At 61.8% G+C, this 25,563-nt stretch carries 18 protein-coding genes and 1 other RNA gene; 13 read left to right on the forward strand and 6 right to left on the reverse strand.

What is annotated here, in order from left to right; all coding sequences use genetic code 11:
* Positions 1-32: 32 nt before the first annotated feature.
* Both xdhB and xdhA read right to left on the reverse strand, forming a co-directional pair.
* Positions 33-2,426 (reverse strand): xanthine dehydrogenase molybdopterin binding subunit, encoded by a 2,394-nt coding sequence (xdhB, locus tag EIY71_RS04235; RefSeq protein ID WP_134020600.1) that lies wholly within the window; start codon positions 2,424-2,426, stop codon positions 33-35.
* Positions 2,419-3,873, reverse strand: a complete 1,455-nt coding sequence (gene xdhA / locus EIY71_RS04240) for a xanthine dehydrogenase small subunit (RefSeq protein WP_134020603.1) — start codon at positions 3,871-3,873, stop codon at positions 2,419-2,421. The genes xdhB and xdhA overlap by 8 nt, the downstream gene beginning before the upstream one ends.
* A gap of 266 nt (positions 3,874-4,139) precedes the next feature.
* On the opposite strand from xdhA, the gene EIY71_RS04245 reads away from it, so the two are divergent.
* The 7 genes from EIY71_RS04245 (at position 4,140) to EIY71_RS04275 (ending at position 15,514) form a co-directional block, all read left to right on the forward strand.
* Entirely contained in the window at positions 4,140-4,799 is a 660-nt protein-coding gene (locus EIY71_RS04245; RefSeq protein WP_011333269.1) for a GntR family transcriptional regulator, read from the forward strand.
* A 2-nt stretch (positions 4,800-4,801) separates the two neighbouring features.
* Positions 4,802-8,290, forward strand: coding sequence for a chromosome segregation protein SMC (smc, locus tag EIY71_RS04250; RefSeq protein ID WP_134020606.1), 3,489 nt, complete (start codon positions 4,802-4,804; stop codon positions 8,288-8,290).
* 259 nt (positions 8,291-8,549) lie between these two features.
* Positions 8,550-9,416: a cell division protein ZipA gene (gene zipA / locus EIY71_RS04255; protein WP_064378762.1), complete on the forward strand. Its 867-nt coding sequence runs from the start codon at positions 8,550-8,552 to the stop codon at positions 9,414-9,416.
* An 87-nt stretch (positions 9,417-9,503) separates the two neighbouring features.
* Positions 9,504-11,861 carry an NAD-dependent DNA ligase LigA gene (ligA, locus tag EIY71_RS04260; protein ID WP_134020609.1) on the forward strand — a complete coding sequence of 786 codons (2,358 nt, stop codon included), beginning with the start codon at positions 9,504-9,506 and terminating at the stop codon, positions 11,859-11,861.
* A 92-nt stretch (positions 11,862-11,953) separates the two neighbouring features.
* Positions 11,954-13,120 (forward strand): putative zinc-binding metallopeptidase, encoded by a 1,167-nt coding sequence (locus tag EIY71_RS04265; RefSeq protein WP_134020612.1) that lies wholly within the window; start codon positions 11,954-11,956, stop codon positions 13,118-13,120.
* 111 nt (positions 13,121-13,231) lie between these two features.
* An RNA gene (gene ffs / locus EIY71_RS04270) (signal recognition particle sRNA small type) lies at positions 13,232-13,328 on the forward strand.
* Positions 13,329-13,558: 230 nt separating this feature from the next.
* Positions 13,559-15,514 carry a hypothetical protein gene (locus EIY71_RS04275; RefSeq protein WP_134020615.1) on the forward strand — a complete coding sequence of 652 codons (1,956 nt, stop codon included), beginning with the start codon at positions 13,559-13,561 and terminating at the stop codon, positions 15,512-15,514.
* Positions 15,515-15,523: 9 nt separating this feature from the next.
* On the opposite strand, the gene EIY71_RS04280 is transcribed toward EIY71_RS04275, so the two are convergent.
* A complete protein-coding gene (locus EIY71_RS04280; protein ID WP_134020618.1) occupies positions 15,524-16,273 on the reverse strand; it encodes an ABC transporter substrate-binding protein in 750 nt (249 codons plus the stop codon).
* A gap of 145 nt (positions 16,274-16,418) precedes the next feature.
* Here EIY71_RS04280 and dnaX point away from each other — a divergent pair, with 145 nt between their 5' ends.
* From dnaX to EIY71_RS04305, 5 genes are all read left to right on the forward strand, one after another.
* Positions 16,419-18,503 carry a DNA polymerase III subunit gamma/tau gene (dnaX, locus tag EIY71_RS04285; protein ID WP_134020621.1) on the forward strand — a complete coding sequence of 695 codons (2,085 nt, stop codon included), beginning with the start codon at positions 16,419-16,421 and terminating at the stop codon, positions 18,501-18,503.
* Positions 18,504-18,570: 67 nt separating this feature from the next.
* Positions 18,571-18,909 carry a YbaB/EbfC family nucleoid-associated protein gene (locus EIY71_RS04290; protein WP_007951650.1) on the forward strand — a complete coding sequence of 113 codons (339 nt, stop codon included), beginning with the start codon at positions 18,571-18,573 and terminating at the stop codon, positions 18,907-18,909.
* Positions 18,910-19,197: 288 nt separating this feature from the next.
* Positions 19,198-20,232, forward strand: coding sequence for an NADP-dependent oxidoreductase (locus tag EIY71_RS04295; protein WP_085747889.1), 1,035 nt, complete (start codon positions 19,198-19,200; stop codon positions 20,230-20,232).
* Between the two features lie 66 nt (positions 20,233-20,298).
* Positions 20,299-20,901: a recombination mediator RecR gene (gene recR / locus EIY71_RS04300; protein ID WP_007951652.1), complete on the forward strand. Its 603-nt coding sequence runs from the start codon at positions 20,299-20,301 to the stop codon at positions 20,899-20,901.
* A 71-nt stretch (positions 20,902-20,972) separates the two neighbouring features.
* Positions 20,973-22,121, forward strand: coding sequence for an acyl-CoA dehydrogenase family protein (locus EIY71_RS04305; protein ID WP_134020623.1), 1,149 nt, complete (start codon positions 20,973-20,975; stop codon positions 22,119-22,121).
* Positions 22,122-22,179: 58 nt separating this feature from the next.
* Here EIY71_RS04305 and EIY71_RS04310 read toward each other — a convergent pair whose 3' ends face one another.
* Together EIY71_RS04310 and fnr are read right to left on the reverse strand one after the other, a co-directional pair.
* A complete protein-coding gene (locus tag EIY71_RS04310) occupies positions 22,180-22,728 on the reverse strand; it encodes an adenine phosphoribosyltransferase (protein ID WP_003223345.1) in 549 nt (182 codons plus the stop codon).
* Between the two features lie 78 nt (positions 22,729-22,806).
* Positions 22,807-23,541: a fumarate/nitrate reduction transcriptional regulator Fnr gene (gene fnr / locus EIY71_RS04315; protein ID WP_007951654.1), complete on the reverse strand. Its 735-nt coding sequence runs from the start codon at positions 23,539-23,541 to the stop codon at positions 22,807-22,809.
* Positions 23,542-23,696: 155 nt separating this feature from the next.
* On the opposite strand from fnr, the gene EIY71_RS04320 reads away from it, so the two are divergent.
* Positions 23,697-24,179, forward strand: coding sequence for a hypothetical protein (locus tag EIY71_RS04320; protein ID WP_085747887.1), 483 nt, complete (start codon positions 23,697-23,699; stop codon positions 24,177-24,179).
* On the opposite strand, the gene hemN is transcribed toward EIY71_RS04320, so the two are convergent.
* On the reverse strand, positions 24,176-25,558 hold the full coding sequence (gene hemN, locus EIY71_RS04325) for an oxygen-independent coproporphyrinogen III oxidase (protein WP_134020626.1): 1,383 nt from the start codon (positions 25,556-25,558) through the stop codon (positions 24,176-24,178). The genes EIY71_RS04320 and hemN overlap by 4 nt on opposite strands.
* Positions 25,559-25,563 lie beyond the last annotated feature (5 nt).

A 25,563-nucleotide genomic window follows, 5' to 3' on the forward strand; every position in this document is an offset into this window, starting at 1 on the left:
CTGCATTCCCACGCAGAGCGTGGGAACGATCATCAAACGACCTCGGTTTCAGCTTCGACGGCTTTCACCGCCTTGAGCTGGCGCATTTGCTCGCAACCCCACAACACCCGCTCCGGGGTCGCCGGCGCGTCGATCTTCGGCTGATGCTTGTAGTCGCCAAGGCTGGCCACCGCATCCTTGATCGCGCACCACGCGGCGATGCCGAGCATGAAAGGCGGCTCACCCACAGCCTTGGAGTGGAACACCGTGTCTTCCGGGTTCTTGCGGTTTTCCACCAGTTTCACCCGCAGGTCCAGCGGCATGTCCGCCACGGCCGGGATCTTGTAGCTGGCCGGGCCGTTGGTCATCAGCTTGCCCTTGTTGTTCCACACCAGCTCTTCCATGGTCAGCCAGCCCATGCCCTGGACGAAGCCACCCTCGACCTGACCGATGTCGATGGCCGGGTTCAGAGAGGCGCCGACGTCGTGGAGGATGTCGGTACGCAGCATTTTGTACTCGCCGGTCAGGGTGTCGACGATCACTTCGCAGCACGCCGCGCCGAAGGCGAAGTAGTAGAACGGCCGGCCACGGGCCTGGCTGCGGTCGTAGTAGATTTTCGGGGTCTTGTAGAACCCGGTGCTCGACAGCGAAACCTGGTTGAAATACGCCAGCTGGATCAGCGCTTCGAAGGTCAGGATGTGGTCACGCACCCGTACGTGGCCGTTGTGGAATTCCACGTCTTCTTCGCTGACCTTGTAGTGGCGGGCTGCGAATTCGACCAGACGCCGCTTGATTGTCTCGGCAGCGTTCTGCGCCGCTTTGCCGTTGAGGTCGGCGCCGCTGGAGGCCGCGGTCGGCGAGGTGTTCGGCACCTTGTCGGTATTGGTCGCAGTGATCTGCACGCGGTCCATTTCCACCTGGAACACTTCGGCCACGACTTGCGCGACTTTGGTGTTCAGACCCTGGCCCATTTCCGTGCCGCCATGGTTCAGGTGGATGCTGCCGTCGGTGTAGACGTGTACCAAGGCACCTGCCTGGTTGAGGAAGCTGGCGGTGAAGGAAATGCCGAATTTCACCGGGGTCAGCGCCAGGCCTTTTTTCAGGATCGGGCTGTTGGCGTTGTAGCGACGGGTCGCTTCGCGGCGCTCGGCGTACTGGCTGCTTTCTTCCAGTTCAGCGGTCATCTCCTCGAGCATGTTGTGTTCGACGGTCTGGTAGTAGTGGGTGACGTTGCGCTCGGTCTTGCCGTAGTAGTTGGCCTTGCGCACGGCCAGCGGATCGAGGTTCAGGTGACGGGCGATGGCGTCCATCACTTCTTCGATCGCGACCATTCCTTGCGGGCCGCCGAAACCACGGTACGCGGTGTTCGACGCGGTGTTGGTCTTGCAGCGGTGACCATTGATGGTCGCGTCGCCCAGGTAGTACGAGTTGTCCGAGTGGAACATCGCCCGGTCAACGATCGAGGCCGACAGGTCAGGCGAGCAGCCGCAGTTACCGGCCAGATCCATCGCAATCCCGTGCAGGCGCCCGGTGCTGTCGAAGCCGACGTCGTACTCGACGTAGAACGGGTGACGCTTGCCGGTCATCAGCATGTCTTCGACCCGTGGCAGGCGCATCTTGGTCGGCTGGCCGGTGAGGTGCGCGATCACTGCGCACAGGCAGGCCGGGCTCGCGGCCTGAGTTTCCTTGCCGCCGAAACCACCGCCCATGCGGCGCATGTCCACCACGATCTTGTTCATCGACACGTCGAGAACTTCGGCCACCAGTTTCTGCACTTCGGTGGGGTTCTGGGTCGAGCAGTAAACGATCATGCCGCCATCTTCGGTCGGCATTACCGAGGAGATCTGGGTTTCCAGATAGAAGTGTTCCTGGCCGCCGATGTGCAGCGTGCCCTGAATACGATGTTCGGCCGTGGCCAGCGCCGTGGTCGAATCGCCGCGCTGATGGGTGTGGCTGTCGAGCACGAAGTGGCGCTTGCGCAGGGCTTCGACCACGTCCAGCACCGGCTCCAGATCTTCGTATTCGATGATCGCGGCCATGGCGGCCTTGCGTGCGGTTTCGAGGTCTTTCGCGGCAACGGCCAGCACCGGTTGACCGACGAACTGCACGTCATCGATGGCCAGCAGCGGATCGCCCGGCAGTAGCGGGCCGATGTCTTTCAGGCCCGGTACGTCTTCGTGGGTAATGGCGATGCGCACGCCTTCGAAGGCGTAGCAGGGCTTGGTGTCGATGCTGATGATTTTCGCGTGGGCGCGATCCGACAGCCGTGCGTAAACGTGCAACTGGTTTGGGAATTCCAGGCGGTCGTCGATGTACTGCGCTTCACCGGACACATGCTTGGCGGCGCTGTCGTGCTTGACGCTGCGGCCGACGCCGGTGGTCAGGTCCCTGGCGAACAATTCAGCCAGTTCAGCTTGAGTTTTCTCTACGCCGTGATGGTTAGACATAAGCGGTCACCCGAGTCTCGATGTGCGGTGTTTGCAGTTCGATGAAGTATTTGCGCAGCAGGTTCTGCGCGCTGAGCAGGCGGTATTCCTTGCTGGCGCGGAAGTCCGAGAGCGGGGTGAAATCCTCGCCCAGCGCGGTGCAGGCGCGTTCGACCACAGCGTTGTTGAACGGCTGACCGAGCAGCACGGCTTCGCAATGAGCGGCGCGTTTCGGGATTGCGGCCATGCCACCGAATGCGACGCGGGCGTCGGTGATGACGCCGTTCTCGACCCGCAGGTTGAACGCGGCGCAGACGGCAGAGATGTCGTCGTCCAGACGCTTGGAGACTTTGTAGGCGCGGAAGCGCTGCTCGGCCGTGGCGCGTGGGACGATGATCTTCTCGATGAACTCGCTTTCCTGACGTGCGGTAACCCGGTAATCGATGAAGTAATCCTCGAGGGCCAGCGTGCGGCGGGTCTCGCCCTTGCACAGCACGATCTGCGCGCCGAGGGCAATCAGCAGCGGTGGCGAGTCACCGATCGGCGAGGCGTTGCCGATGTTGCCGCCGAGGGTGCCCTGGTTGCGGATCTGCAGCGAGGCGAAGCGGTGCAGCAGTTCGCCGAAGTCCGGGTACTCGGCGTTCAGCGCTTCGTAGCAGTCGGAGAGGGCGGTGGCGGCGCCGATTTCGATGCGATCGTCGAAGTGCTCGATGCGCTTCATTTCGGCGACGTTGCCGACGTAGATCATCACCGGCAAGGTACGGTGGAACTGAGTGACTTCCAGCGCCAGATCAGTGCCGCCGGCCAGCAGGCGAGCCTGTGGATAAGCGTCGTAGAGATCGGCCAGATCGGCGACGGTCAGCGGCACCAGGCAGCGTTTGTCGCCGCTGTTGAGTTCGCCGATCGACGTCGGGGCAATGGCTTTGAGGCGGGAGATGGTTTCGGCTTCGCGAGCGTCGAACTGGTCCGGTTGCTTGCCGCAGCAGGATTGTTCGGCAGCGGCCAGGATCGGCCGGTAGCCGGTGCAGCGGCAGAGATTGCCCGCCAGCGCTTCGTGGGCCTTGGCCTGATCCGGTGCATCGCTGTTCTTTTGCAGGGCGAACAGCGACATCACGAAACCGGGGGTGCAGAAACCGCACTGCGAACCGTGGCATTCGACCATGGCTTTCTGCACGCTGTGCAGTTCGCCCTTGTGCTTGAGGTCTTCGACACTGATCAATTGCTTGCCGTGCAGCGACGAAACGAACGTCAGGCACGAGTTGAGGCTGCGATAGCGAATGTGCTCGCGGCCATCGTCATCCGTCTGCAACTCGCCGACCACCACCGTACACGCGCCGCAGTCACCGCTGGCGCAGCCTTCTTTGGTGCCGGATTTACCCACGTGTTCGCGCAGGTAGTTGAGCACAGTCAGGTTCGGGTCCAGGGCGTGCTCGCTACGGAGTTCCTGGTTAAGTAAAAACTGGATCACGGAAGGCCTCGCAGACTCATTATTGTTGTTGAGCGACTTGAGCCGAATTTAGCAGGTCTGACTTTTCGGTCAATGGTTTTCTGACTTAAAGGTCAGGAAAAACCGTTTTGTCGCTCAACCACGTGTCTCTTCAGTATTGACCCTCATTGGATCAAGCGCTTTTTTGCGGGATTCGTGCCAAAAACCGCTGTGCGGGCACTCCGCCATGACCGCGCATTGCGCTACACTGCGCCGCTTGTGCAGATCGAAGAGTTTGAAGGACAACCATGACGTTCAAGGCGCCGGACAGCCTCGCCGAGCAAATCGCTCACCACCTCGCCGAACGGATCATCCGCGGCGAAATGAAGCCGGGAGAGCGTATCCAGGAACAGAAGGTCACGCTGGCGCTGAACGTCAGCCGCGGCTCGGTCCGCGAAGCCTTGCTGATCCTCGAGCGCCGTCACCTGATCGCGATCCTGCCGCGCCGCGGCGCCCACGTCACTGAGCTGACGGCGCACAAGGTGCAGAGCCTGTGCACGCTGATGAGCGAGTTGTACATCCTGCTCGGCAACGCCGTGGCCAATGGCTGGCAGACCCAGGCCGACATGGCGCCGTTCGTGCAGATCCAGCAGCGCCTGACCGCCAGCTACGAGCGTCAGGACATCCGCACCTTCGTCGACGACAGCTTCAACGTGATGCGCGCGGCGTACCCGTTCGCCAACAACCCGTACCTGCAGGAAACGGTGGAAAACCTGCAACCGGCCATGAGCCGTGCGTACTTCCTAGCGCTGGAACAGCGCAAGGCCGAGATGAGCGAGTTCCTCGAACTGTTCGAACGCCTGCTCGCCGCCGTCCTCGCCCGTGACCTGCCGCAGATCCGCATCGTGCTGACGGCTTACGCCCAGCGCAGCTGCGATCTGGTGGTGTCCGCCCTGACGGTTGCCTGACCTTGCGGCTCAAGTGCATCAAGCTGGCGGGGTTCAAATCCTTCGTCGATCCGACCACGGTGAACTTCCCCAGTAACATGGCGGCGGTCGTCGGGCCGAACGGTTGCGGCAAGTCGAACATCATCGACGCCGTGCGCTGGGTGATGGGCGAAAGCTCGGCCAAGAACCTGCGTGGCGAGTCGATGACCGACGTCATCTTCAACGGCTCGACCAGCCGCAAACCGGTGAGCCAGGCGAGCATCGAACTGGTGTTCGACAACTCCGACGGCACGCTGCTGGGCGAGTGGGCGGCGTATGCGGAAATCTCGATTCGCCGCAAAGTGACCCGCGACAGCCAGACGACTTATTACCTCAACGGCGCCAAATGCCGTCGTCGCGACATCACCGACATTTTCCTCGGCACCGGCCTCGGCCCGCGCAGCTACTCGATCATCGAGCAGGGGATGATCTCCAAGCTGATCGAGTCCAAGCCGGAAGACCTGCGTAACTTCATCGAAGAAGCCGCCGGCATCTCCAAGTACAAGGAGCGTCGGCGCGAGACTGAAAACCGCATCCGCCGCACTCACGAAAACCTTGCCCGTCTGACTGACCTGCGCGAAGAACTCGAGCGCCAGCTCGAACGCCTGCACCGGCAGGCCGAGGCCGCCAAGAAGTATCAGGAATACAAGGCTGAAGAACGCCAGCTCAAGGCGCAACTGTCGGCCCTGCGCTGGCAGGATCTGAACGATCAGGTCGGTCAGCGCGAATCGATCATCGGCAACCAGGAAATCAGCTTTGAAGCGCTGGTCGCCGAACAGCGCAACGCCGACGCGGCGATTGAACGCCTGCGCGACGGGCACCATGACCTGTCCGAGCGCTTCAATCTGGTGCAGGGGCGCTTCTATTCGGTCGGCGGCGACATCGCCCGGGTCGAGCAGAGCATCCAGCACGGTCAGCAGCGCTTGCGCCAATTGCAGGACGATCTGAAAGAAGCCGAGCGCGCACGCCTCGAAACCGAATCGCACCTGGGCCACGACCGCACCTTGCTGCTGACCCTCGGCGAAGAGCTCGATCAACTGACCCCCGAGCAGGAAATCACCAACGCCGCCGCCGAAGAAGCCGCCGCTGCGCTGGAAGATTCCGAAACCGTGATGCACGGCTGGCAGGAGCAGTGGGACGCCTTCAACCTGACCGCCGCCGAACCCCGTCGTCAGGCCGAAGTGCAGCAGTCGCGCATCCAGCAGCTGGAAACCAGCATGGAGCGCCTGGCCGATCGGCAAAAGCGTCTGGGCGAAGAGCGCGCGCTGCTGTCGGCCGATCCGGAAGACGCGGCGATCATGGAACTCAGCGAACAGCTCGCCGAGTCCGAAGCCACCCTTGAAGATTTGCAGACCAGCGAAGAAGCCCAGGTCGAAAAACTTGAGCAACTGCGTCAGGAATTGCAGCAAGCGCTGACCGCGCAGCAACAGGCGCAGGGCGATTTGCAGCGCCTCAATGGTCGCCTTGCATCGCTGGAAGCCTTGCAGCAGGCCGCGCTCGATCCGGGCACCGGCACTGCCGAATGGCTGAAGGAACACAACCTCGCCGAGCGCCCGCGTCTCGCCGAAGGCCTGAAGGTCGAGGCCGGTTGGGAGCTGGCGGTGGAAACCGTGCTCGGCGCCGACCTGCAAGCGGTGCTGGTGGATGATTTCGACGGTTTCGATCTGTCCGGTTTTGCCCAGGGCGATCTGCGTTTGCTCAGCCCCGGCAATGACGGCGTGCGCGTGGCCGGCAGCCTGCTGGACAAGGTCGAGGCGCAGGTGGATTTGTCGCCATGGCTCGCTCAGGTCAAACCGGTCGATAGCCTTGAACAGGCGCTGGCTATGCGTGGCCAACTGGCTGCCGGGCAAAGCCTGATCAGCCGCGACGGTTACTGGGTCGGCCGGCATTTCCTGCGGGTGCGCCGCGCCAGCGAAGCCGAAAGCGGCATGCTCGCGCGCGGCCAGGAAATCGAATCGCTGCATGCCGAACGCGAAGAGCGTGAAGCCACGGTCGAGGCCATGGAAACCCGTCTGCAAACCCTGCGCGCGCAACAGCGTCAGCAGGAAAACGGTCGCGAACACCTACGTCGCTTGCTGCAAGACGAAGCCCGTCAGCAAGGCGAGTTGAAAGCTCAGCTGTCCGCCGGCAAAGCCAAGGCCGAGCAGTTGAACCTGCGTCGCACCCGTCTCGACGAAGAACTGGTCGAACTCGCCGAGCAGCGCGAGCTGGAACACGAAAACATCGGCGAAGCGCGGATCCAGTTGCAGGACGCTCTCGACGCCATGGCCCTCGACACCGAGCAGCGCGAATTGCTGCTGGCCCAGCGCGACAGCCTGCGCGAACGCCTGGATCGGGTGCGTCAGGAAGCCCGCCAACACAAGGATCACGCCCATCAATTGGCCGTGCGCCTCGGCTCGCTGCGCGCACAACACGATTCGACCCGACAGGCCCTTGAACGTCTGGAAATGCAGGCCGAGCGCCTCACCGAAAAGCGTGAACAGCTCAGCCTGAATCTGGAGGAGGGCGAGGCACCGCTGGAAGAGCTGCGCCTCAAACTCGAAGAGTTGCTCGACAAGCGCATGAGCGTCGACGACGAACTCAAGACCGCCCAGATCGCTTTGGAAGACGCAGACCGCGAACTGCGCGACGCGGAAAAACGCCGGACCCAGGCCGAGCAGCAATCGCAATTGATCCGTGGTCAGCTCGAACAGCAACGCATGGAATGGCAGGCCCTGACCGTGCGCCGCAAGGCTCTGCAAGATCAACTGCTGGAAGACGGCTACGATCTGCACGGCGTGCTCAACACCCTGACCGCCGAGGCCAGCGAGAAGGCTGCCGAAGAAGAACTTGAACGCATTGCCGCGCGCATTCAGCGCCTGGGCGCGATCAACCTCGCGGCGATCGACGAATACACGCAACAATCCGAGCGTAAACGTTATCTGGATGCCCAGGACGCCGATCTGGTCGAAGCCCTGGAGACCCTGGAAAATGTCATCCGCAAGATCGACAAGGAAACCCGTAACCGTTTCAAAGATACCTTTGATCAGATCAATGGCGGTTTACAGGCACTTTTCCCAAAAGTTTTCGGTGGCGGGCGGGCGTATTTGGAACTGACGGGCGAAGATCTACTCGATACAGGGGTGACGATCATGGCGCAGCCGCCCGGGAAGAAGAACAGCACCATCCATTTGCTCTCCGGTGGCGAGAAGGCCCTGACCGCGCTGGCACTGGTTTTTGCGATCTTCAAATTGAATCCGGCGCCGTTCTGCATGCTCGATGAAGTTGACGCACCACTGGATGACGCTAACGTTGGACGCTACGCACGATTGGTCAAAGAGATGTCGCAGACCGTGCAGTTCATCTATATCACCCACAACAAGATCGCCATGGAAATGGCTGACCAGTTGATGGGGGTGACGATGCATGAGCCGGGTTGTTCGCGACTGGTAGCCGTGGATGTCGAGGAGGCGATGGCGATGGTGGATGCCTGAGCCGGCGCGTGTCGGAAAATGTATTTGTAGTCTGTAGGACATATTTACCGGCTTCGACTTGCTGGCCAATCGACATAATCGCGCAAGCCAATGAGACAGACGGTGTAAAGTTGTCTTTGGTCGTGCTAGTTTAATGTCAATTTTTCGTATACGTGGGCAAAACGCCTGTCAGAACATAGAGTTGGCGCCACGTTTTAAAGCGGTTTGCACAGTGTAAACCCCTTATTTTTCAGCATTTTTTATAGAGGCACGGGATTACATGGAAATCGGTCTGCGCGAGTGGCTGATCGTCATCGGCATCATTGTGATAGCCGGTATTCTTTTCGATGGCTGGCGCCGTATGCGCGGCGGCAAGGGAAAACTGAAATTCCGTCTTGACCGAAGTCTGTCCAACCTGCCGGACGAGGACACCAGCGCTGAGCTGTTGGGCCCGGCCCGCGTGCTGGATACCCATAAAGAGCCGCAACTGGACGAACACGATCTGCCATCGGTGAGCATGCCGGCCCGCGAAGCACGCGAGCCTCGCGAATCCGGTTCCAAGCGCGGCAAGCGCGGCAGCAACGGTCCGGCCCAGGGCGACCTGAACCTCGATCTGGATCTGGACGGCGGCCCGAGCTTCAGCAGCCGTGACGATGATTTTGTCGAACCTGCCGCCAAGTCCTCGCCGGCAGTGGCCGACAAGGATCAGCCGCAAGCCGAAGAAGTGCTGGTGATCAGCGTGATCTGCCGCGACCCGGCCGGCTTCAAGGGCCCGGCACTGCTGCAGAACATTCTGGAAAGCGGTCTGCGTTTCGGCGAGATGGATATCTTCCACCGTCACGAAAGCATGGCCGGCAACGGTGAAGTGCTGTTCTCCATGGCCAACGCGGTCAAACCGGGCATTTTCGATCTGGACGACATCGACCATTTCAGTACCCCGGCGGTGAGCTTCTTCCTCGGCCTGCCAGGCCCGCGCCATCCGAAGCAGGCCTTCGACGTGATGGTCGCGGCAGCCCGCAAGCTGTCCCAGGAACTGAACGGCGAGTTGAAAGATGACCAGCGCAGCGTCCTGACCGCGCAGACCATCGAGCACTACCGTCAGCGCATCGTCGAATTCGAACGTCGCGCCCTGACCCAGAAGCGTTGATTGAAAAGGTTGCCTCGCAATAAAGGGGCAATCGGCAAAATAGATTGAGCAGCCTCGGCTGCTCTTTTGCTTTATGAGAGAACACCCATGACTGCCGCCAAAGACCGCATTCTAGAGCTGCGCGCTGAACTCGATCAGCACAACTACCGTTACCACGTCCTCGATGAGCCGAGCATTCCGGATGCCGAGTACGACCGGTTGTTCCACGAGCTCAAGGCGCTGGAAGCGGCCAATCCGGAATTGATCACCAGCGACTCGCCGACCCAGCGTGTCGGCAGCGTGGCGCTGACCGCGTTCACCCAGGTGCGTCACGAAGTGCCGATGCTCAGCCTCGGCAACGCCTTCGAAGAAACCGACATGCGCGAGTTCGATCGCCGGGTGACCGAAGGTCTGGATCTCCCGGCCGGCGACCTGTTCGGCGGTGGCGCGGCGGTGGAATACAGCTGCGAGCCGAAACTCGATGGTCTGGCGGTCAGCCTGCTGTATCAGGACGGCGTGCTGGTGCGCGGTGCCACGCGCGGCGACGGCACCACTGGCGAAGACATCAGCGTCAACGTGCGCACGGTGCGCAACATTCCGCTGAAATTGCACGGCACGGGCTGGCCGGCGACCCTGGAAGTGCGCGGCGAAGTGTTCATGTCCAAGGCCGGTTTCGAACGCCTCAACGCCTCGCAACTGGAAGTCGGCGGCAAGACCTTCGCCAACCCGCGCAACGCCGCCGCCGGCAGCCTGCGACAGCTGGATTCGAAGATCACCGCCAACCGTCCGCTGGAATTCTGCTGCTACGGCATCGGTCAGGTCTCCCACGATATTTCCGACACCCACATCGGCAACCTCAAGCAACTGCAAGCCTGGGGCATGCCGATCAGCCACGAATTGAAGCTGGCCAAGGGCATCGGCGAATGCCTGGATTACTACCGCGATATCGGCGAACGCCGTAACTCGCTGGCCTATGAAATCGACGGTGTGGTGTTCAAGGTCAACAGCATTGCCGATCAGCGCGAACTGGGTTTCCGCGCCCGTGAACCGCGCTGGGCCATCGCCCACAAGTTTCCGGCCATGGAAGAACTCACCGAACTGCTAGACGTGGAATTCCAGGTCGGCCGCACCGGCGCCGTCACCCCTGTGGCGCGGTTGAAACCGGTCAAGGTCGCCGGCGTCACCGTGGCCAACGCCACGCTGCACAACATGGACGAAGTCGCACGGTTGGGTCTGATGATCGGCGACACGGTGATCATTCGCCGCGCTGGCGATGTGATCCCGCAAGTGGTGCAAGTGGTCATGGAGCGCCGCCCTGAAGACGCGCGCCCTGTGCAGATTCCCGAGAGCTGCCCGGTTTGTGGCTCCCATGTCGAACGCACGCAACTGGTCAAACGCAGCAAGGGCAAGGAAACCATCAGCGAAGGTGCGGTGTATCGCTGCGTCGGCCGACTGGCCTGTGGTGCGCAGCTCAAGCAGGCGATCATTCACTTCGTCTCCCGTCGCGCGATGGACATCGAAGGCCTTGGCGACAAGAGCGTCGAGCAACTGGTGGACGAAGGTCTGGTCAGTTCGCCGGCCGATCTCTACGCGCTGAAGTTCGAAGACATCGTCGACCTCGAGGGCTTTGCCGAGGTTTCGAGCAACAAGTTGCTGGCTGCGATTGAAGACAGCAAGAAGCCGGGTCTGGCGCGCTTCATCTATGCGCTGGGCATTCCGGATGTCGGCGAAGAGACGGCCAAGGTGCTGGCGCGTTCGCTGGGGTCGCTGGAGCGTGTTCAGCAAGCCTTGCCGCAGGTGCTGACGTACTTGCCGGACATCGGCCTGGAAGTGGCGCACGAGATTCACAGCTTCTTCGAAGATGCGCACAACCAGCAGGTGATCACCGAGCTGCTGGGCCACGGTTTGCAGATTCAGGATCAGGGCGAGCTGGGCGCCGAGTTTGCCGCGAGCACCACGCTGGGCGGCTTCCTCGACAAGCTGCACATTCCTTCGGTCGGGCCGGGCGGGGCGCAGAAGCTGGCGGACAAGTTCGAAACGCTGGAAGGGGTGATGAACGCTGACTGGCTGGACATGCGCCAGGCATTGCCGGAGAAGCAGGCGAACTCGGTTCGCGAGTTCTTTGCCTTGCCCGAGCATCGTCAACTGGCTGAAGACGCCGAGAAGCAACTGCGCGATTTCGGTATGCACTGGCAGAGCGAAAAGAAAGTCGTCGAAGGTCTGCCACTTTCCGGGGAAACCTGGGTGCTGACCGGCAAGGTCGAGCTGATGAGCCGCGACGTCGCCAAGGAACACCTGGAAAGTCTCGGCGCTAAGGTCGCCGGCTCCGTGTCGGCCAAGACCCATTGCGTGGTCGCCGGGCCGGGCGCCGGGTCGAAACTGACCAAGGCCAACGAACTGGGCGTGAAAGTGATGGATGAGGAGGCGTTTATCGCGTTCCTGAAAGGGCACGGTATCAGCGCCTGACTGATCGACAGGTGATCGTTCCCACGCAGAGCGTGGGAACGATCTTTGGGCGGGAATGATCTAGTCTTGGCAAGCCCAAGGGAGAGATCGCCATGTACCGCTTTTTCGAGCAGCTCAGTTCCCGCATCGTCGCGCCGTTCATGGGCGAATCCTCGCGCAACAGCAAAGTCTGGCCGTGCCGCTGCGGCCAGTCGCTGTTCTTTCGCAACAGTCAGTGCCTGGCCTGCAACGCGGCACTGGGTTATCAACCGGAACACAGTCGCCTGACCTCGCTGCAACCGGGGCCGCAAGAGGGTACCTGGACGCTGGACGTCGATCCCGACGCCGGGCTGTTCCGGCGCTGCGCCAACCTTGATACGCCGGCGGCCTGTAACTGGCTGCTGCCCGCCAATGATCACGACACCCTGTGCGCGGCCTGTGCTCTGAATCGCACCATCCCCGATCTGTCCGTCCCGGAAAACCCCGAACGCTGGCGCAAGGTGGAAATCGCCAAGCGCCGACTGGTGGCGCAACTGATCAGCCTCGGCCTGCCGGTCGTCCCGAAAACCGTCGACGAAGCCACCGGCCTGGCCTTCGATTTCATCGGCGTCGATCTGCAAGGCAATGCACCCATGACCGGCCACGCCAACGGCCTGATCACCCTCGACATCGAAGAGGCCGACGACGCCCACCGCGAGCGCGTCCGGGCGCAGATGCACGAACCTTATCGCACGCTGCTCGGGCACTTTCGCCATGAGGTCGGGCATTACTACTGGGATCGCCTGATCGACAACGGCCCGTGGCTCGGTTCCTTCCGCAGCCTGTTCGGCGACGAACGCGTCAGTTATGCCGAGGCGCTTGAACGGCATTATCAACAGGGCGCGCCGGCGGACTGGCCGCAGCATTACGTCAGCGCCTACGCCACCATGCACCCGTGGGAAGACTGGGCGGAAACCTGGGCGCATTACCTGCACATGATGGACGCGGTGGATACGGCGCTGGGCTTCGGCATGAGCGCCCGGGAGATGGACCTGGATTACCAGCCGTTTCCGTCAAGCACCCTGTACGACCCCGAACATCCCGGCGGCGCGGCATTCCTGTCGTTCGTCAATGCGTGGATCGAACTGGCCGGCATGCTCAACGAACTGTCGCGCAGCATGGGCCAGCCGGATTTCTATCCGTTCGTCCTGCCGCCGGCGGCGATCGCCAAGCTGCACTTCATTCATCTGGTGATCCAGCAGGAGGGCGGCCGCGCGGACGAGGTGCTGCAGGCGCAATAGCAAGTGCTTGAAGCCCTTCATATTTTTAATCTGCAACCAGCGGTTGTAACTTCGTCTCAGATAGGTACAATGGCGCGGCTCGCCGACAGGCGAGTGTCGTTATGGTGACCCTATCGGTCCCCCCGCAACGATTACCCGTGAACCTGGTCAGAGCCGGAAGGCAGCAGCCACAGCGGGAACATTGTGTGCCGGGGTGTGGCTGGTAGGGTTACCACCTTAACGAACATCGAACGCGTCGACTGAACTGCATGGGTTTCGCCCACTGCGGTTTTTTTATGTCTGCGATTTGTCGGTTCGTACCCAAACCTCCTGCTCCCGAGTGCGCCGACACGGGGTAATCATTTCCTCTGCAATCGCGCATACTCGCAGCCACCGAAATAAATGAAGAGTCTGGCCAGGATCGACCTTGCAAGGTCTGCGCCCTGGCCGCGAGGTTTTATGCTCCCGGAACATTCCGATCTATCCAGCCCTGTGTTCTTGCCCGTCACGGATGAAACCTGCGCGAACCTGTTGCAGGCGGGTGGGGCCAAAACCCTCGAAAGCCTGACCGATCCGGAGTTGGCGGCGGTGCTGGTCATCCAGAATCTGGTGCAGACGAAAGAGCAGGATCTCGGCGCCGTGGCGGCAGAGAAAATTCTGGCCAAGCTGTTGGCGTGGGCTGTCGATACTCGTCAGGCAACGACCGCGGGCCTGCTGTCGGAAGCGCAGCGACTGTTCGATCCGCGCAAACTGTATTTCGGCCTGAAGGTCCTTAACCCTCTGAACCTGCGTTTTCTGCTGGCCGAAGAAATATCGGCACGCGACTACTTGTTGCCCGATGGCCAGTGGGATTTCGAATACAAAGTCCGGCGCCATCGCAGCCATGACCCGTTCACCCAGCCGATCGTGACGCCCCGGCAGCGCGAGCGCTGGTTAAGCCCGGCGCAGGACAAACTGGTCAGAACCTTCCGCGCCAACCTGGACGAAGACCTGCACGTTCAAGGTTACGCGGGGATCGGCAAAAGCCATCTGCTGGTCGCTTTGCTGGAACATCTACGCCCGGAAAAAACCCTGTTGCTGGCGCGCACCCCGGCCAAGCTGGAAGTCCTTCGTCAGCGCATGCTGGGGCCGAGCGAGAAGAAGGCCGGCAAGACCTTCCTGGCATTTGCGCAGTCGCTGATGCTCGGGCGCAGGCCTCAGGCGGAGGCGGGGCGAATCCCGACCCGTCAGGCGCTGGCGCAGGAACTGAATATCTTCGGTTTCCGCCACCACGACGGGCCGGCGACCCTTGAGCTCTGCCTCAAAGTGATCGAGCGCTACTGCCGCTTCCGCGATCACACGTTTTCGGCGAAGCATCTGCCGCATTTCAACCAGCCGCTCTCCAGCGTCGACGCTCAGGTGTTGCTGGAGTATTCGAGCCGGGTGTGGGGCTACCTCGAGCTCAACCCGGCGTGGGGCAGTCAGACCGGGTTCGAAGCGCTGCTGATGATCAAGCGCGCCTGCATCGCCGGCTGCGTGGTGCCGGCGCGCTACACGCACGTGTTGATCGATGAGAGCCAGGACATTCCCGGATCGCTGTTGCAGATCATCGAGCGCGGTCGTCAGGTGCTGATCACCCTCGGCGACGAGTACCAGCAGGCCAGCGGTGTGCCGGTCAAACGGCACCGTGAGGTTCGCCAAAGCGATATCAGCTATTCCGTGCGTTCGGGTCGCAACGTCGAACGGCTGGTCAATCCGCTGATCGCCCGGCACTCGCAGAAGGGCAAGATTCCGTTCGAAGGCGCCAGTGACGCCGATGTTGTTATCAAGGAGTACCCGGAAGGTTTCGTACCGTCCGAGGGTTGCGTAGTGCTGACGGCATCGCCGTGGGACAGCATGATCTGGGCTATCCACCTGCACGATTCCAACTGCAAGTTCAGATTCCCCGACAAGCGAACCCAGGATGAACTCAAGCATTTCATGGCCACCGCCATCGAACTGTTCAAACCTGACTTCTACCGTTCCGAATTCAGCGAAAACGGCGTGCATCCGTACTTCAGCGACCTGCCCGACTGGCAGGCGGTGTGTGACGCCAACCGGTTCGACGAGTCTTTTCTGCGGGTCAAGGCCAAGCTGGAGAACGGCTTCATGATTGCCGACCTGACGCGCCTGAACCGAATGATCGACAACGCCGGCAACGGCTGCCTGCTGATGCTCGCGGAAGAGGCGGGGGGCATGGAGTTCGACAAGGTGCTGCTGACTCCCGGCCTGCTGACCAACGAGAAATTCAAGGATGCCTACGCGTTCGATCAACGGATCTGCGCCGTGTACATCGCCATCTCCCGCGCCAGGCTGAAGCTTTACGTGCCGTACGATGTGGTGGCGTGGGTCGAGTATCACGAGTACCAGCGGTTTCGTGATACGGCGGGGCATTGAGGGTCTGGCTTAAGGCTCGCCGCCCGAACCACCGGTATACAACCGGATAATGTCATCAATCTCCCCCGACATTTTCATCCGCAGCAACGCCCTCAATATCCGCTGCACCGGCACATTCGGGTCGTTGCGCACATAGCAGCCGACCTTCTGCTCCTGCAACACCGCCACCGCTTGCAGTTGCTGCCCCGGCAGCAGGCGCTGGTTGAACCAGTCCAGGGTCCATTGATTGCTCACGGCGTAGCGGTAGCGCCCGGCCAACAGTTTGTCGAGCACCTGCTCCTGATTGCGCGCGTCTTCGCGCCAGAGTCGATCGGCGTCGAATATCGGTTGTAGCGTGGGGTAGCTGTAGCCGAGCACGGTGCCGATCGACTGGCGGGGCAGGTGGGCCGGATCGGCGCTGGGTGGTTCGTCCTGACGGCTGATCAGCAGGTCGCGCTGGAAGAACAGCGGGAGGCTCCAGATGTAATCGCCAGACAGGTTCGGCAGCCAGGATTGTGCGGCATAGCAGCGCACGTCGACTTCGCCGTGTTCCATGGCGTTCTGCACCCGGGCGCGGGGCAGGACGTGAAATTGTGCTGGCACGCCGATCTGGGTCGCCAGGCTGAGCATCATGTCGTAGAGGATGCCCTGGGTCGGGCGGCCGCGTTCGATCTGCACCATCGGCATCGCCCAGCTGTCGGCAACCACGAAGCGCAGCGGCGGTTGCGACGCCATCGCGCTCAGGCTCAATCCCAGTAATGCCCCCACGGCCCACCGCATAAACGCTCCGGTAATTCCCGATCCCGAGCCGACAAAAGCCCTCGCTCATGCAGCTTAGCCAGAATAGACGAGCACACCGGATGCAATTTTGCCCTTGCTCCGCTAGCATTAGCCGCTTCTGCTTCCTTTGCCGCGACGGTTTTCGATGAGTTATCAGGTTCTTGCACGTAAATGGCGTCCGCGCTCGTTCCGCGAAATGGTCGGCCAGACCCATGTGCTCAAGGCTCTGATCAATGCCTTGGACAGCCAGCGGCTGCACCACGCCTACCTCTTCACGGGTACGCGGGGCGTCGGCAAGACCACGATTGCGCGGATCATTGCCAAATGCCTGAACTGTGAAACAGGTATCACTTCAAGCCCTTGTGGCGAGTGTTCGGTGTGCCGCGAGATCGATGAAGGCCGCTTCGTCGACCTGATCGAGATCGACGCCGCGAGCCGGACCAAGGTCGAGGACACCCGCGAGCTGCTCGACAACGTGCAGTACGCACCAAGCCGCGGGCGCTTCAAGGTCTACCTGATCGACGAAGTGCACATGCTCTCCAGCCATTCCTTCAATGCGCTGCTGAAAACCCTCGAAGAGCCGCCGCCCTACGTCAAGTTCATCCTGGCGACTACCGACCCGCAGAAACTTCCGGCAACGATTTTGTCGCGATGCCTGCAGTTCTCCCTGAAGAACATGACCCCGGAGCGGGTGGTCGAGCATCTGACCCACGTTCTGGGCGCCGAAAACGTCCCGTTTGAAGACGACGCCTTGTGGCTGCTCGGCCGCGCGGCCGACGGTTCGATGCGTGACGCCATGAGCCTGACCGATCAGGCCATCGCCTTCGGTGAAGGCAAGGTATTGGCCGCCGACGTGCGGGCGATGCTCGGTACGCTGGATCACGGTCAGGTCTACGACGTGCTGCATGCGCTGATCGAAGGCGACGCCAAGGCGTTGCTCGAAGCCGTGCGCCATCTGGCCGAACAGGGGCCGGACTGGAACGGCGTGCTCTCGGAAATTCTCAACGTGCTGCACCGCGTCGCCATCGCCCAGGCCTTGCCGGAAGGTGTCGACAACGGTCACGGCGACCGTGACCGGGTGCTGGCACTGGCCCAGGCCTTGCCGGCCGAAGACGTGCAGTTCTATTACCAGATGGGCCTGATCGGTCGCCGCGACTTGCCGCTGGCGCCGGACCCGCGAGGCGGTTTCGAAATGGTGCTGCTGCGGATGCTGGCCTTCCGGCCGGCAGACACGGCGGACGCCCCGAGGCAACCGCTAAAGCCAGTGGGGATCAGCCAGGCCACAGTTGATTCCGCAAATTCAGTGGCTGCCGCGCCGAAACCTGCGCCGGTAGTTGCTGCGGCTGTTGCGCCCGCGCCAGCGCCGGTGGTTGCACCTGCGCCGGCTCCCGAGCCTGCACCGGTTGCCCCGGTGATTGCGCCTGAAACCGTTCCTGAGCCAGAGCCCGAGCCGGTCGCCGTTGAAGAAGTCGTCGACCTGCCGTGGAACGACCCGGTAGAACCGGCGCCTGTGCAGCAGCCAGCGGTAGAGCCGGTGCTGGAAACCACCGCCGAACAACCGGATTTGCCGCCGATGCCGCTGCCGACCCCGGACAGCGTCGTGCCGGACGCCCCGGAGTGGGCCGCCGCGCCGATTCCCGAGCCGTCAGTGGCCGAGGTCGATGCCGCCACACCGGGCATGGACATGGACGACGAGCCGCCGCTCGACGAGGACTACATCGAACCGGACATGGATTCGGCCTTCAGTTACCTCGACGATCTGGCCAGCGAACACGCCGCAGAACCGGCCCCGGAGCCCGAGCCGGAACCTGCCGCCGCGCCGGCCACCGGTCTGGCCCTGCAATGGCTGGAGCTGTTCCCGCAACTGCCGATCTCCGGCATGACCGGCAGCATCGCCGCCAACTGCACGCTGATTGCGGTCGATGGCGACAACTGGCTGATGCACCTGGACCCGGCCCACAGCGCCTTGTTCAACGCCACTCAGCAGCGTCGTCTGAACGATGCGCTGAACCAGTTCCACGGGCGCACGCTGACCCTGACCATCGAGCTGATCAAGCCCGAGCAGGAAACCCCGGCCCAGGCCGCGTCCCGGCGCCGTGCCAACCGTCAGCGCGAGGCGGAGGAATCGATCCACGGCGATCCGTTCATCCAGCAGATGGTGCAGCAGTTCGGTGCGATCGTGCGACACGATACTATTGAACCTGTCGACGCCCTGGTCAGTCAGGGCTAATAACTGAGGGCGTCCGGCCTGTCTGGCCGGGCGCTGTTTTGATCCAAGTACTTTTGAGGTGATTCCCATGATGAAAGGTGGCATGGCCGGCCTGATGAAGCAGGCGCAGCAGATGCAGGAAAAAATGGCCAAGATGCAGGAAGAACTGGCCAACGCCGAAGTCACCGGCAAAGCCGGTGGCGATCTGGTCACCGTGGTGATGACCGGTCGTCATGACGTGAAAAAAGTCAGCATCGACCCGAGCGTACTGCCGGGCCTGGACGAAGACGACCGCGAAGTGGTCGAGGATCTGGTGGCCGCTGCCGTCAACGCCGCCGTGCGTCAGATCGAAGCCAACAGCCAGGCGAAAATGGGCAGCATGACCGCTGGCATGAACCTGCCGGCCGGTATGAAACTGCCGTTCTGATTCGCCTTTGCGGGTTGGATGAGCTACAAAAAATGCCAGGCATCGCGCCTGGCATTTTTGTTTCCGCCCGATCGTTCCCACGTCGAGGCGTCGAACCGTCTGCGTGGGAATGCAGCCGGGGACGCTTCGCGTCCCAAATCCAACGCCGTACACGGAGCGTCCGTTAAGCTATTCCCGCGTGGGCAGATCGAGACCTCGAACGGACAACGATTATCAAGCGGAACGCACCATGCCCACCAAGGTCTGCTCCCTATACCGCCGAATTCACCATTCACAGGAGACGCTGACATGTCCGACCCTCTGACCCTCAATCAACGCTTCGTGCTGGCTTCGCGGCCGGTGGGCGCGCCAACGCCCGAGAACTTCCGTCTGGAGCGCGAGGCGCTGCCGGACCTTGAAGACGGCCAGGTGTTGCTCAAGACCCTGTACCTGTCGCTCGATCCCTACATGCGCGGGCGCATGAGTGACGCGCCGTCCTACGCGGCGCCGGTACAAATCGGCGAGGTGATGACCGGCGGCGCTGTCAGCCGGGTCGAACAGTCGCGTCATCCGAAATTCCATCCCGGCGATCTGGTCGTCGGTGCCACTGGCTGGCAAAGCCACAGCATCAGCGATGGCCGCAACATCATCCCGATCCCGTCCGGGCTGCCGAGCCCGTCGATGGCGCTCGGGGTACTGGGCATGCCTGGCATGACCGCGTACATGGGACTGATGGACATTGGCCAGCCGAAAGAAGGGGAGACCCTGGTGGTCGCCGCCGCTTCCGGCGCAGTGGGTTCGGTGGTCGGCCAGGTTGCCAAGATCAAAGGCCTGCGCGCCGTCGGCGTGGCCGGTGGTGCCGAGAAGTGCAAATACGTGGTCGAGGAACTGGGCTTCGACGCCTGTATCGATCACAAGGCACCGGACTTCGCCGAGCAACTGGCCAAGGCCTGCCCCAATGGTATCGACATCTATTATGAAAATGTCGGCGGCCATGTCTTCGATGCGGTCGTCCCGCTGCTCAATCCCAAGGCTCGAATCCCGCTGTGCGGCCTGATCGCCGGCTACAACGCCTCGGAAGCGCCGAAAGGCCCGGATCGTTTGCCCGCCTTGCAACGCACCTTGCTGACCAAACGCGCACGTATTCAGGGTTTCATCGTGTTCGACGACTACGGCGACCGTCAGCCTGAATTCATCAGCGCCATGGTGCCTTGGGTGCGTGACGGCAAGGTCAAATTCCGCGAAGACGTGGTCGATGGCCTGGAGCAGGCGCCGCAAGCGTTTATCGGTCTGCTGGAGGGGCGCAACTTCGGCAAACTGGTGGTGAAGGTCGCCCAGGACTGAGGATTTGACGCTGGCCGGAGGCGCGGGTATAAACCGCGTCTCGTTGTTTTGTCGGACTTTTTCCCCATGAGCTTCAGCCCTTTGATTCGCCAACTGATCGACGCCCTGCGAACTTTGCCGGGCGTGGGTCAGAAAACTGCTCAGCGTATGGCGTTGCAGTTGCTCGAACGTGACCGCAGCGGCGGTACGCGTCTGGCCCAGGCCTTGAGCCAGGCCATGGAAGGGGTCGGACACTGCCGCCAGTGCCGCACGCTGACCGAAGACGATCTGTGCCCGCAATGTGCCGACACCCGCCGCGACGACACGCTGCTGTGCGTGGTGGAAGGGCCGATGGACGTTTACGCGGTCGAGCAGACCGGATTTCGCGGTCGCTATTTCGTGCTCAAGGGGCACCTGTCCCCGTTGGACGGGCTCGGCCCGGAGGCCATCGGCATTCCGCAATTGATGGCGCGGATCGAAGAGGCGGGCACCTTCACCGAAGTCATCCTCGCCACCAACCCGACGGTAGAAGGCGAAGCAACCGCCCACTACATCGCCCAGTTGCTGCAGAACAAAGGCCTGATCGCCTCGCGCATCGCCCACGGCGTACCGTTGGGTGGCGAACTGGAACTGGTGGACGGCGGCACGCTGGCGCACTCGTTTGCCGGGCGCAAGCCGATTTCCCTCTGAGCCACACAATCCTGTTGAAAACCAAGCAAGCGCTCGGTTAAGTTCGGCGAACCCTTCCATGGAGTTCGCCGATGCCCGCCTTCCAGGAATACTTCGACCCCAGCCACCAAATGATCCGCGACAGCGTCAGACGTTTCGTCGAGCGTGAGATCCTGCCGGACATTGATGCGTGGGAAGAAGCCGAAAGCTTCCCTCGTGAGCTGTACCTCAAGGCCGGTGCGGCCGGCCTCCTCGGCATCGGTTACCCCGAAGCGCTGGGCGGCAGTCACGAAGGTGATCTGTTCGCCAAGATCGCCGCCAGCGAAGAACTGATGCGCTGCGGCTCCGGCGGGCTGGTGGCCGGGCTTGGTTCGCTCGATATCGGTTTGCCGCCGATCGTCAAATGGGCCCGGCCTGAAGTCCGTGACCGGGTCGTCCCCCAAGTGCTCCGCGGCGAGAAGATCAGCGCCTTGGCCGTCACCGAGCCGGGCGGCGGTTCCGACGTCGCCAACCTGCAGACCCGCGCCGTACGCGATGGCGATTATTACCGGGTCAGTGGCAGCAAAACCTTTATCACCAGTGGCGTACGCGCCGACTACTACACCGTCGCGGTGCGTACCGGTGCGCCCGGTTTTGGTGGCATCAGCCTGCTGTTGATCGAGAAGGGTACGCCGGGTTTCACCGTCGGCCGGCAACTGAAGAAAATGGGCTGGTGGGCGTCGGACACGGCTGAATTGTTCTTCGACGATTGTCGTGTGCCTGTGGGAAATCTGATCGGCGCGGAGAACATGGGCTTTGCCTGCATCATGGGCAACTTCCAGAGCGAGCGTCTGGCCCTTGCGTTGATGGCCAACATGACCGCGCAACTGGCGCTGGAAGAAAGCCTGAAGTGGGCGAAGGAGCGGCAAGCGTTCGGCAAACCCATCGGCAAGTTCCAGGTGATCAAGCATCGCCTCGCGGAAATGGCCACGGCGCTGGAAGTCTCGCGGGAGTTCACCTACCGGCAGGCGGCGAAGATGGCGGCGGGGCAGAGCGTGATCAAGGAGATTTCCATGGCCAAGAACTTTGCCACGGACACTTCGGATCGCATCACCAACGAGGCGGTGCAGATTCTTGGCGGGTTGGGTTATATGCGCGAAAGCCTGGTGGAGCGGCTGTACCGGGATAACCGCATCTTGTCGATTGGCGGCGGGACGCGGGAAGTGATGAACGAGATCATCAGCAAGCAGATGGGACTGTAATCTTCGGTGTTCGATCGTTCCCACGCGGAGCGTGGGAACGATCGAGGCGCGGGGCTGATTATTTATCAGTCAACGCAAACTGCGTCAGGCAGAACGTCGGAATCCCCATGTCCTCAAGACGCTGCGAACCACCCAGTTCCGGCAGATCGATGATCGCCGCCGCTTCATGAACGCGGGCGCCCATGCGGCGGATCAGGTTGGCCGCTGCGATCAGCGTGCCACCGGTGGCGATCAGGTCATCGAACATCACCACCGAATCGCCTTCGCACAGGCTGTCGGCGTGTACTTCCAGAAACGCTTCGCCGTACTCGGTCGCGTACCCTTCAGCCAGCACGTCCGCCGGCAGTTTGCCTTGCTTGCGGAACAGCACCAGCGGCTTGTTCAGTTGATAGGCCAGCACCGAACCGATCAGGAAACCGCGCGCATCCATCGCGCCGATGTGGGTGAAGTCGGCTTCGACGTAGCGGTGGGCGAAGCTGTCCATCACCAGGCGCAGGGCCTTGGGCGACTGGAACAGCGGGGTGATGTCGCGAAAGATCACGCCCGGTTTCGGGAAGTCGATCACGGGGCGGATCAGGGATTTGATGTCGAAGGAGTCGAAGACCATCGTCGAGGTGTCCTGGCAGGGCTGCAAACGGCGCAGTATACCCGCGGCTGAAACGATTCGCTCGGCCGCGGGTCGAGATCAGACTTCGAGCGAGCCGCCGGCCAGGGCGCAGAGCTGGATCGGGTCGAGGATATGGATTTCCTTGCCTTCGGCGGCGATCAGTTCGTTCTGCTGGAAGCGGGTGAAGACCCGGGACACGGTTTCCACTGCCAGCCCAAGGTAGTTGCCGATTTCATTGCGCGACATGCTCAGGCGGAACTGGTTGGCCGAGAACCCGCGAGCGCGGAAGCGTGCCGACAGGTTGACCAGGAACGTGGCGATGCGCTCGTCGGCGGTTTTCTTCGACAGCAGCAACATCATTTGCTGGTCGTCGCGGATTTCGCGGCTCATCACGCGCATCAACTGGCGGCGCAGCTGCGGCAATTGCAGGGCCAGCTCGTCGAGGCGTTCGAACGGAATCTCGCAGACCGAAGTGGTTTCCAGCGCCTGGGCGGAAACCGGGTGTTTCTCGGTGTCCATGCCGGACAGCCCGACCAGTTCGCTCGGCAGGTGGAAGCCGGTCAGTTGCTCTTCGCCGGTGTCGCTCAGGCTGAAGGTCTTGAGGGCGCCGGAGCGTACTGCATAAACGGAATCGAAGGTGTCGCCCTGGCGGAACAGGAACTCACCCTTTTTCAACGGGCGGCCACGTTTAACGATTTCGTCCAGCGCATCCATGTCTTCCAGATTCAGCGAAAGTGGCAGGCAGAGAGGGGCCAGGCTGCAATCCTTGCAATTAGCCTGGTTGTGAGCGCGCAGTTTAACTGGCTCGGACATTTCTTAAATCCTTGTGGGAAAACACACATAAGGCGTAAGGGTAACCCAGCGGAGGACATTCAGGCCAGCCTGTGGCGAGATTGCCCCCACGGCATAAAGCCGCAGGGATGACGGCCGATAAACAGGTATCTGACGGCATGCAAGGAACCGCTTCGATGACTGCTATTGGTACGCTGACCCCCGGTAACAGTGGCGTTGCGTCGTTGCTGGAAAGTGCTGAAACCTCCGTTGACGATGAGTCCGGCACAGACGCGGCATCGTTGGGAAGCCCGACCTTGGTCGAGGGCGTCAAAGTGTCGCTGTCCGGTGCCGCCATTGCAAAATCCGCCGGCTCCGGCGGAAAAAACCGCGATATCGAAGAAAGCGGGCTGCCTGAAAACGTCCAGCAATTGCTGAAGATGATTCGCAAGTTTCGCCAGCAGATCGCCGAAAAGAACGCCCAGATCAACGCGCTGATGGCCAACAAGACCCTTTCCAACGAAGAGCGGTTCGCCAAGATCGCTGCCCTCAAAGGCGCCATCTCCGCCCTCAACAACGGTCTGATCACCGCCAATCTGTCCCTGGCCAAGGTCATCGACCAATCGGGCCTGACCGCTGACCAGAACCTGAAAACCAACTCGCTGTTGATGAAGAGCTAAATCACCCGCGAAAAACGCTGGCGGTTCTGCTGTTCCAGATACGCGTCGAACACCATGCACACCGAACGCACCAGCAGGCGCCCGGCCGGCAGCACGGTGATGCGCTCGCGATCCAGTTCGATCAGCCCGTCCTGCGCCATGCCTTGCAGTTGCGGCCAGAGCGCGCCGAAGTAGCCCTGAAAATCGATGTTGAAGCTGCGCTCGATCTCGGCGAAATCCAGGCTGAAATTGCAGATCAGTTGCTGAATCACCGCGCGGCGCAAGCGGTCGTCGGCGTTGCACACCAGGCCTCGGCTGGTGGCCAGTTGCGCGCCGGCGAGGGTGTTCTGGTAGTGATTGAGGTCGCTGCTGTTCTGGCAGTACAGGTCGCCGATCTGGCTGATGGCCGACACGCCCAGGCCGATCAAGTCGCAATGGCCGTGGGTGGTGTAGCCCTGGAAATTGCGTTGCAGGGTTGATTCTTCCTGAGCAATCGCCAGTTCATCGTCGGGCAGGGCGAAATGGTCCATGCCGATGTAGCGATAGCCAGCAGCGGTCAGTTGTTCGATGGTGCGTTGCAGCATTTCCAGTTTCTGCGCCGGGCTCGGCAGTTCGTTGCCGTTGATCCGCCGCTGCGGCATGAAGCGTTCCGGCAGGTGCGCGTAGTTGAACACCGACAGACGGTCCGGTTGCAGGCTGATGACTTCCTCGACGGTGCGGGCGAAGTTGTCCGGGGTCTGCTTGGGCAGGCCGTAGATCAGGTCGATGTTGATCGAACGAAATTGCAGTGTCCGTGCTGCATCGATCACCGCACGGGTTTCTTCCAGGCTTTGCAGGCGATTGACCGCCCGTTGCACCGCCGGGTCGAGATCCTGCAGGCCGATACTGACTCGGTTGAAACCAAGTTCGCGCAGCAGGCCCATGGTCGACCAGTCGGCTTCGCGCGGGTCGATCTCGATGCCGTAATCACCGGAGCCATCGTCCAGCAGATTGAAATGTTTGCGCAGGTGCGCCATCAACTGGCGCAATTCGTCGTGGCTGAGAAAGGTCGGCGTGCCGCCGCCGAAATGCAGTTGTTCGACTTTCTGCGCCGGGTCGAGGTGGCAGGCGATCAGCTGGATTTCCTGCTCGAGCCGTTGCAGATACGGCAGCGCACGGCCGCGATCCTTGGTGATGACCTTGTTGCAGGCGCAGTAATAGCAAATGTTCGCGCAGAACGGCACGTGCACGTACAGCGACAACGGGCGCAGGGCCTTGCGGCTATCGCGCAGGGCGTGGAACAGGTCGAAGGTGCCGACCTGACTGTGAAATTGCACGGCCGTCGGGTACGAGGTGTAACGCGGCCCCGCCAGGTCGTAGCGGCGGATCAAATCGGTGTCCCAACGAATGGCGTCGAGCATGCGGG

It is taken from the genome of Pseudomonas sp. CH235, from assembly GCF_004368175.1.
Lineage (GTDB): Bacteria > Pseudomonadota > Gammaproteobacteria > Pseudomonadales > Pseudomonadaceae > Aquipseudomonas > Aquipseudomonas paraglycinae.

Excerpts from the sequence above, each read along its gene's own strand:
- xdhB (WP_134020600.1), bottom strand. The coding sequence starts at position 2,426 with ATGTCTAACCATCACGGCGTAGAGAAAACTCAAGCTGAACTGGCTGAA.
- EIY71_RS04245 (WP_011333269.1), top strand. The coding sequence starts at position 4,140 with ATGACGTTCAAGGCGCCGGACAGCCTCGCCGAGCAAATCGCTCACCAC.
- zipA (WP_064378762.1), top strand. The coding sequence starts at position 8,550 with ATGGAAATCGGTCTGCGCGAGTGGCTGATCGTCATCGGCATCATTGTG.
- ligA (WP_134020609.1), top strand. The coding sequence starts at position 9,504 with ATGACTGCCGCCAAAGACCGCATTCTAGAGCTGCGCGCTGAACTCGAT.
- EIY71_RS04265 (WP_134020612.1), top strand. The coding sequence starts at position 11,954 with ATGTACCGCTTTTTCGAGCAGCTCAGTTCCCGCATCGTCGCGCCGTTC.
- EIY71_RS04275 (WP_134020615.1), top strand. The coding sequence starts at position 13,559 with ATGCTCCCGGAACATTCCGATCTATCCAGCCCTGTGTTCTTGCCCGTC.
- EIY71_RS04280 (WP_134020618.1), bottom strand. The coding sequence starts at position 16,273 with ATGCGGTGGGCCGTGGGGGCATTACTGGGATTGAGCCTGAGCGCGATG.
- dnaX (WP_134020621.1), top strand. The coding sequence starts at position 16,419 with ATGAGTTATCAGGTTCTTGCACGTAAATGGCGTCCGCGCTCGTTCCGC.
- EIY71_RS04290 (WP_007951650.1), top strand. The coding sequence starts at position 18,571 with ATGATGAAAGGTGGCATGGCCGGCCTGATGAAGCAGGCGCAGCAGATG.
- EIY71_RS04295 (WP_085747889.1), top strand. The coding sequence starts at position 19,198 with ATGTCCGACCCTCTGACCCTCAATCAACGCTTCGTGCTGGCTTCGCGG.
- recR (WP_007951652.1), top strand. The coding sequence starts at position 20,299 with ATGAGCTTCAGCCCTTTGATTCGCCAACTGATCGACGCCCTGCGAACT.
- EIY71_RS04305 (WP_134020623.1), top strand. The coding sequence starts at position 20,973 with ATGCCCGCCTTCCAGGAATACTTCGACCCCAGCCACCAAATGATCCGC.
- EIY71_RS04310 (WP_003223345.1), bottom strand. The coding sequence starts at position 22,728 with ATGGTCTTCGACTCCTTCGACATCAAATCCCTGATCCGCCCCGTGATC.
- fnr (WP_007951654.1), bottom strand. The coding sequence starts at position 23,541 with ATGTCCGAGCCAGTTAAACTGCGCGCTCACAACCAGGCTAATTGCAAG.
- EIY71_RS04320 (WP_085747887.1), top strand. The coding sequence starts at position 23,697 with ATGACTGCTATTGGTACGCTGACCCCCGGTAACAGTGGCGTTGCGTCG.
- hemN (WP_134020626.1), bottom strand. The coding sequence starts at position 25,558 with ATGCTCGACGCCATTCGTTGGGACACCGATTTGATCCGCCGCTACGAC.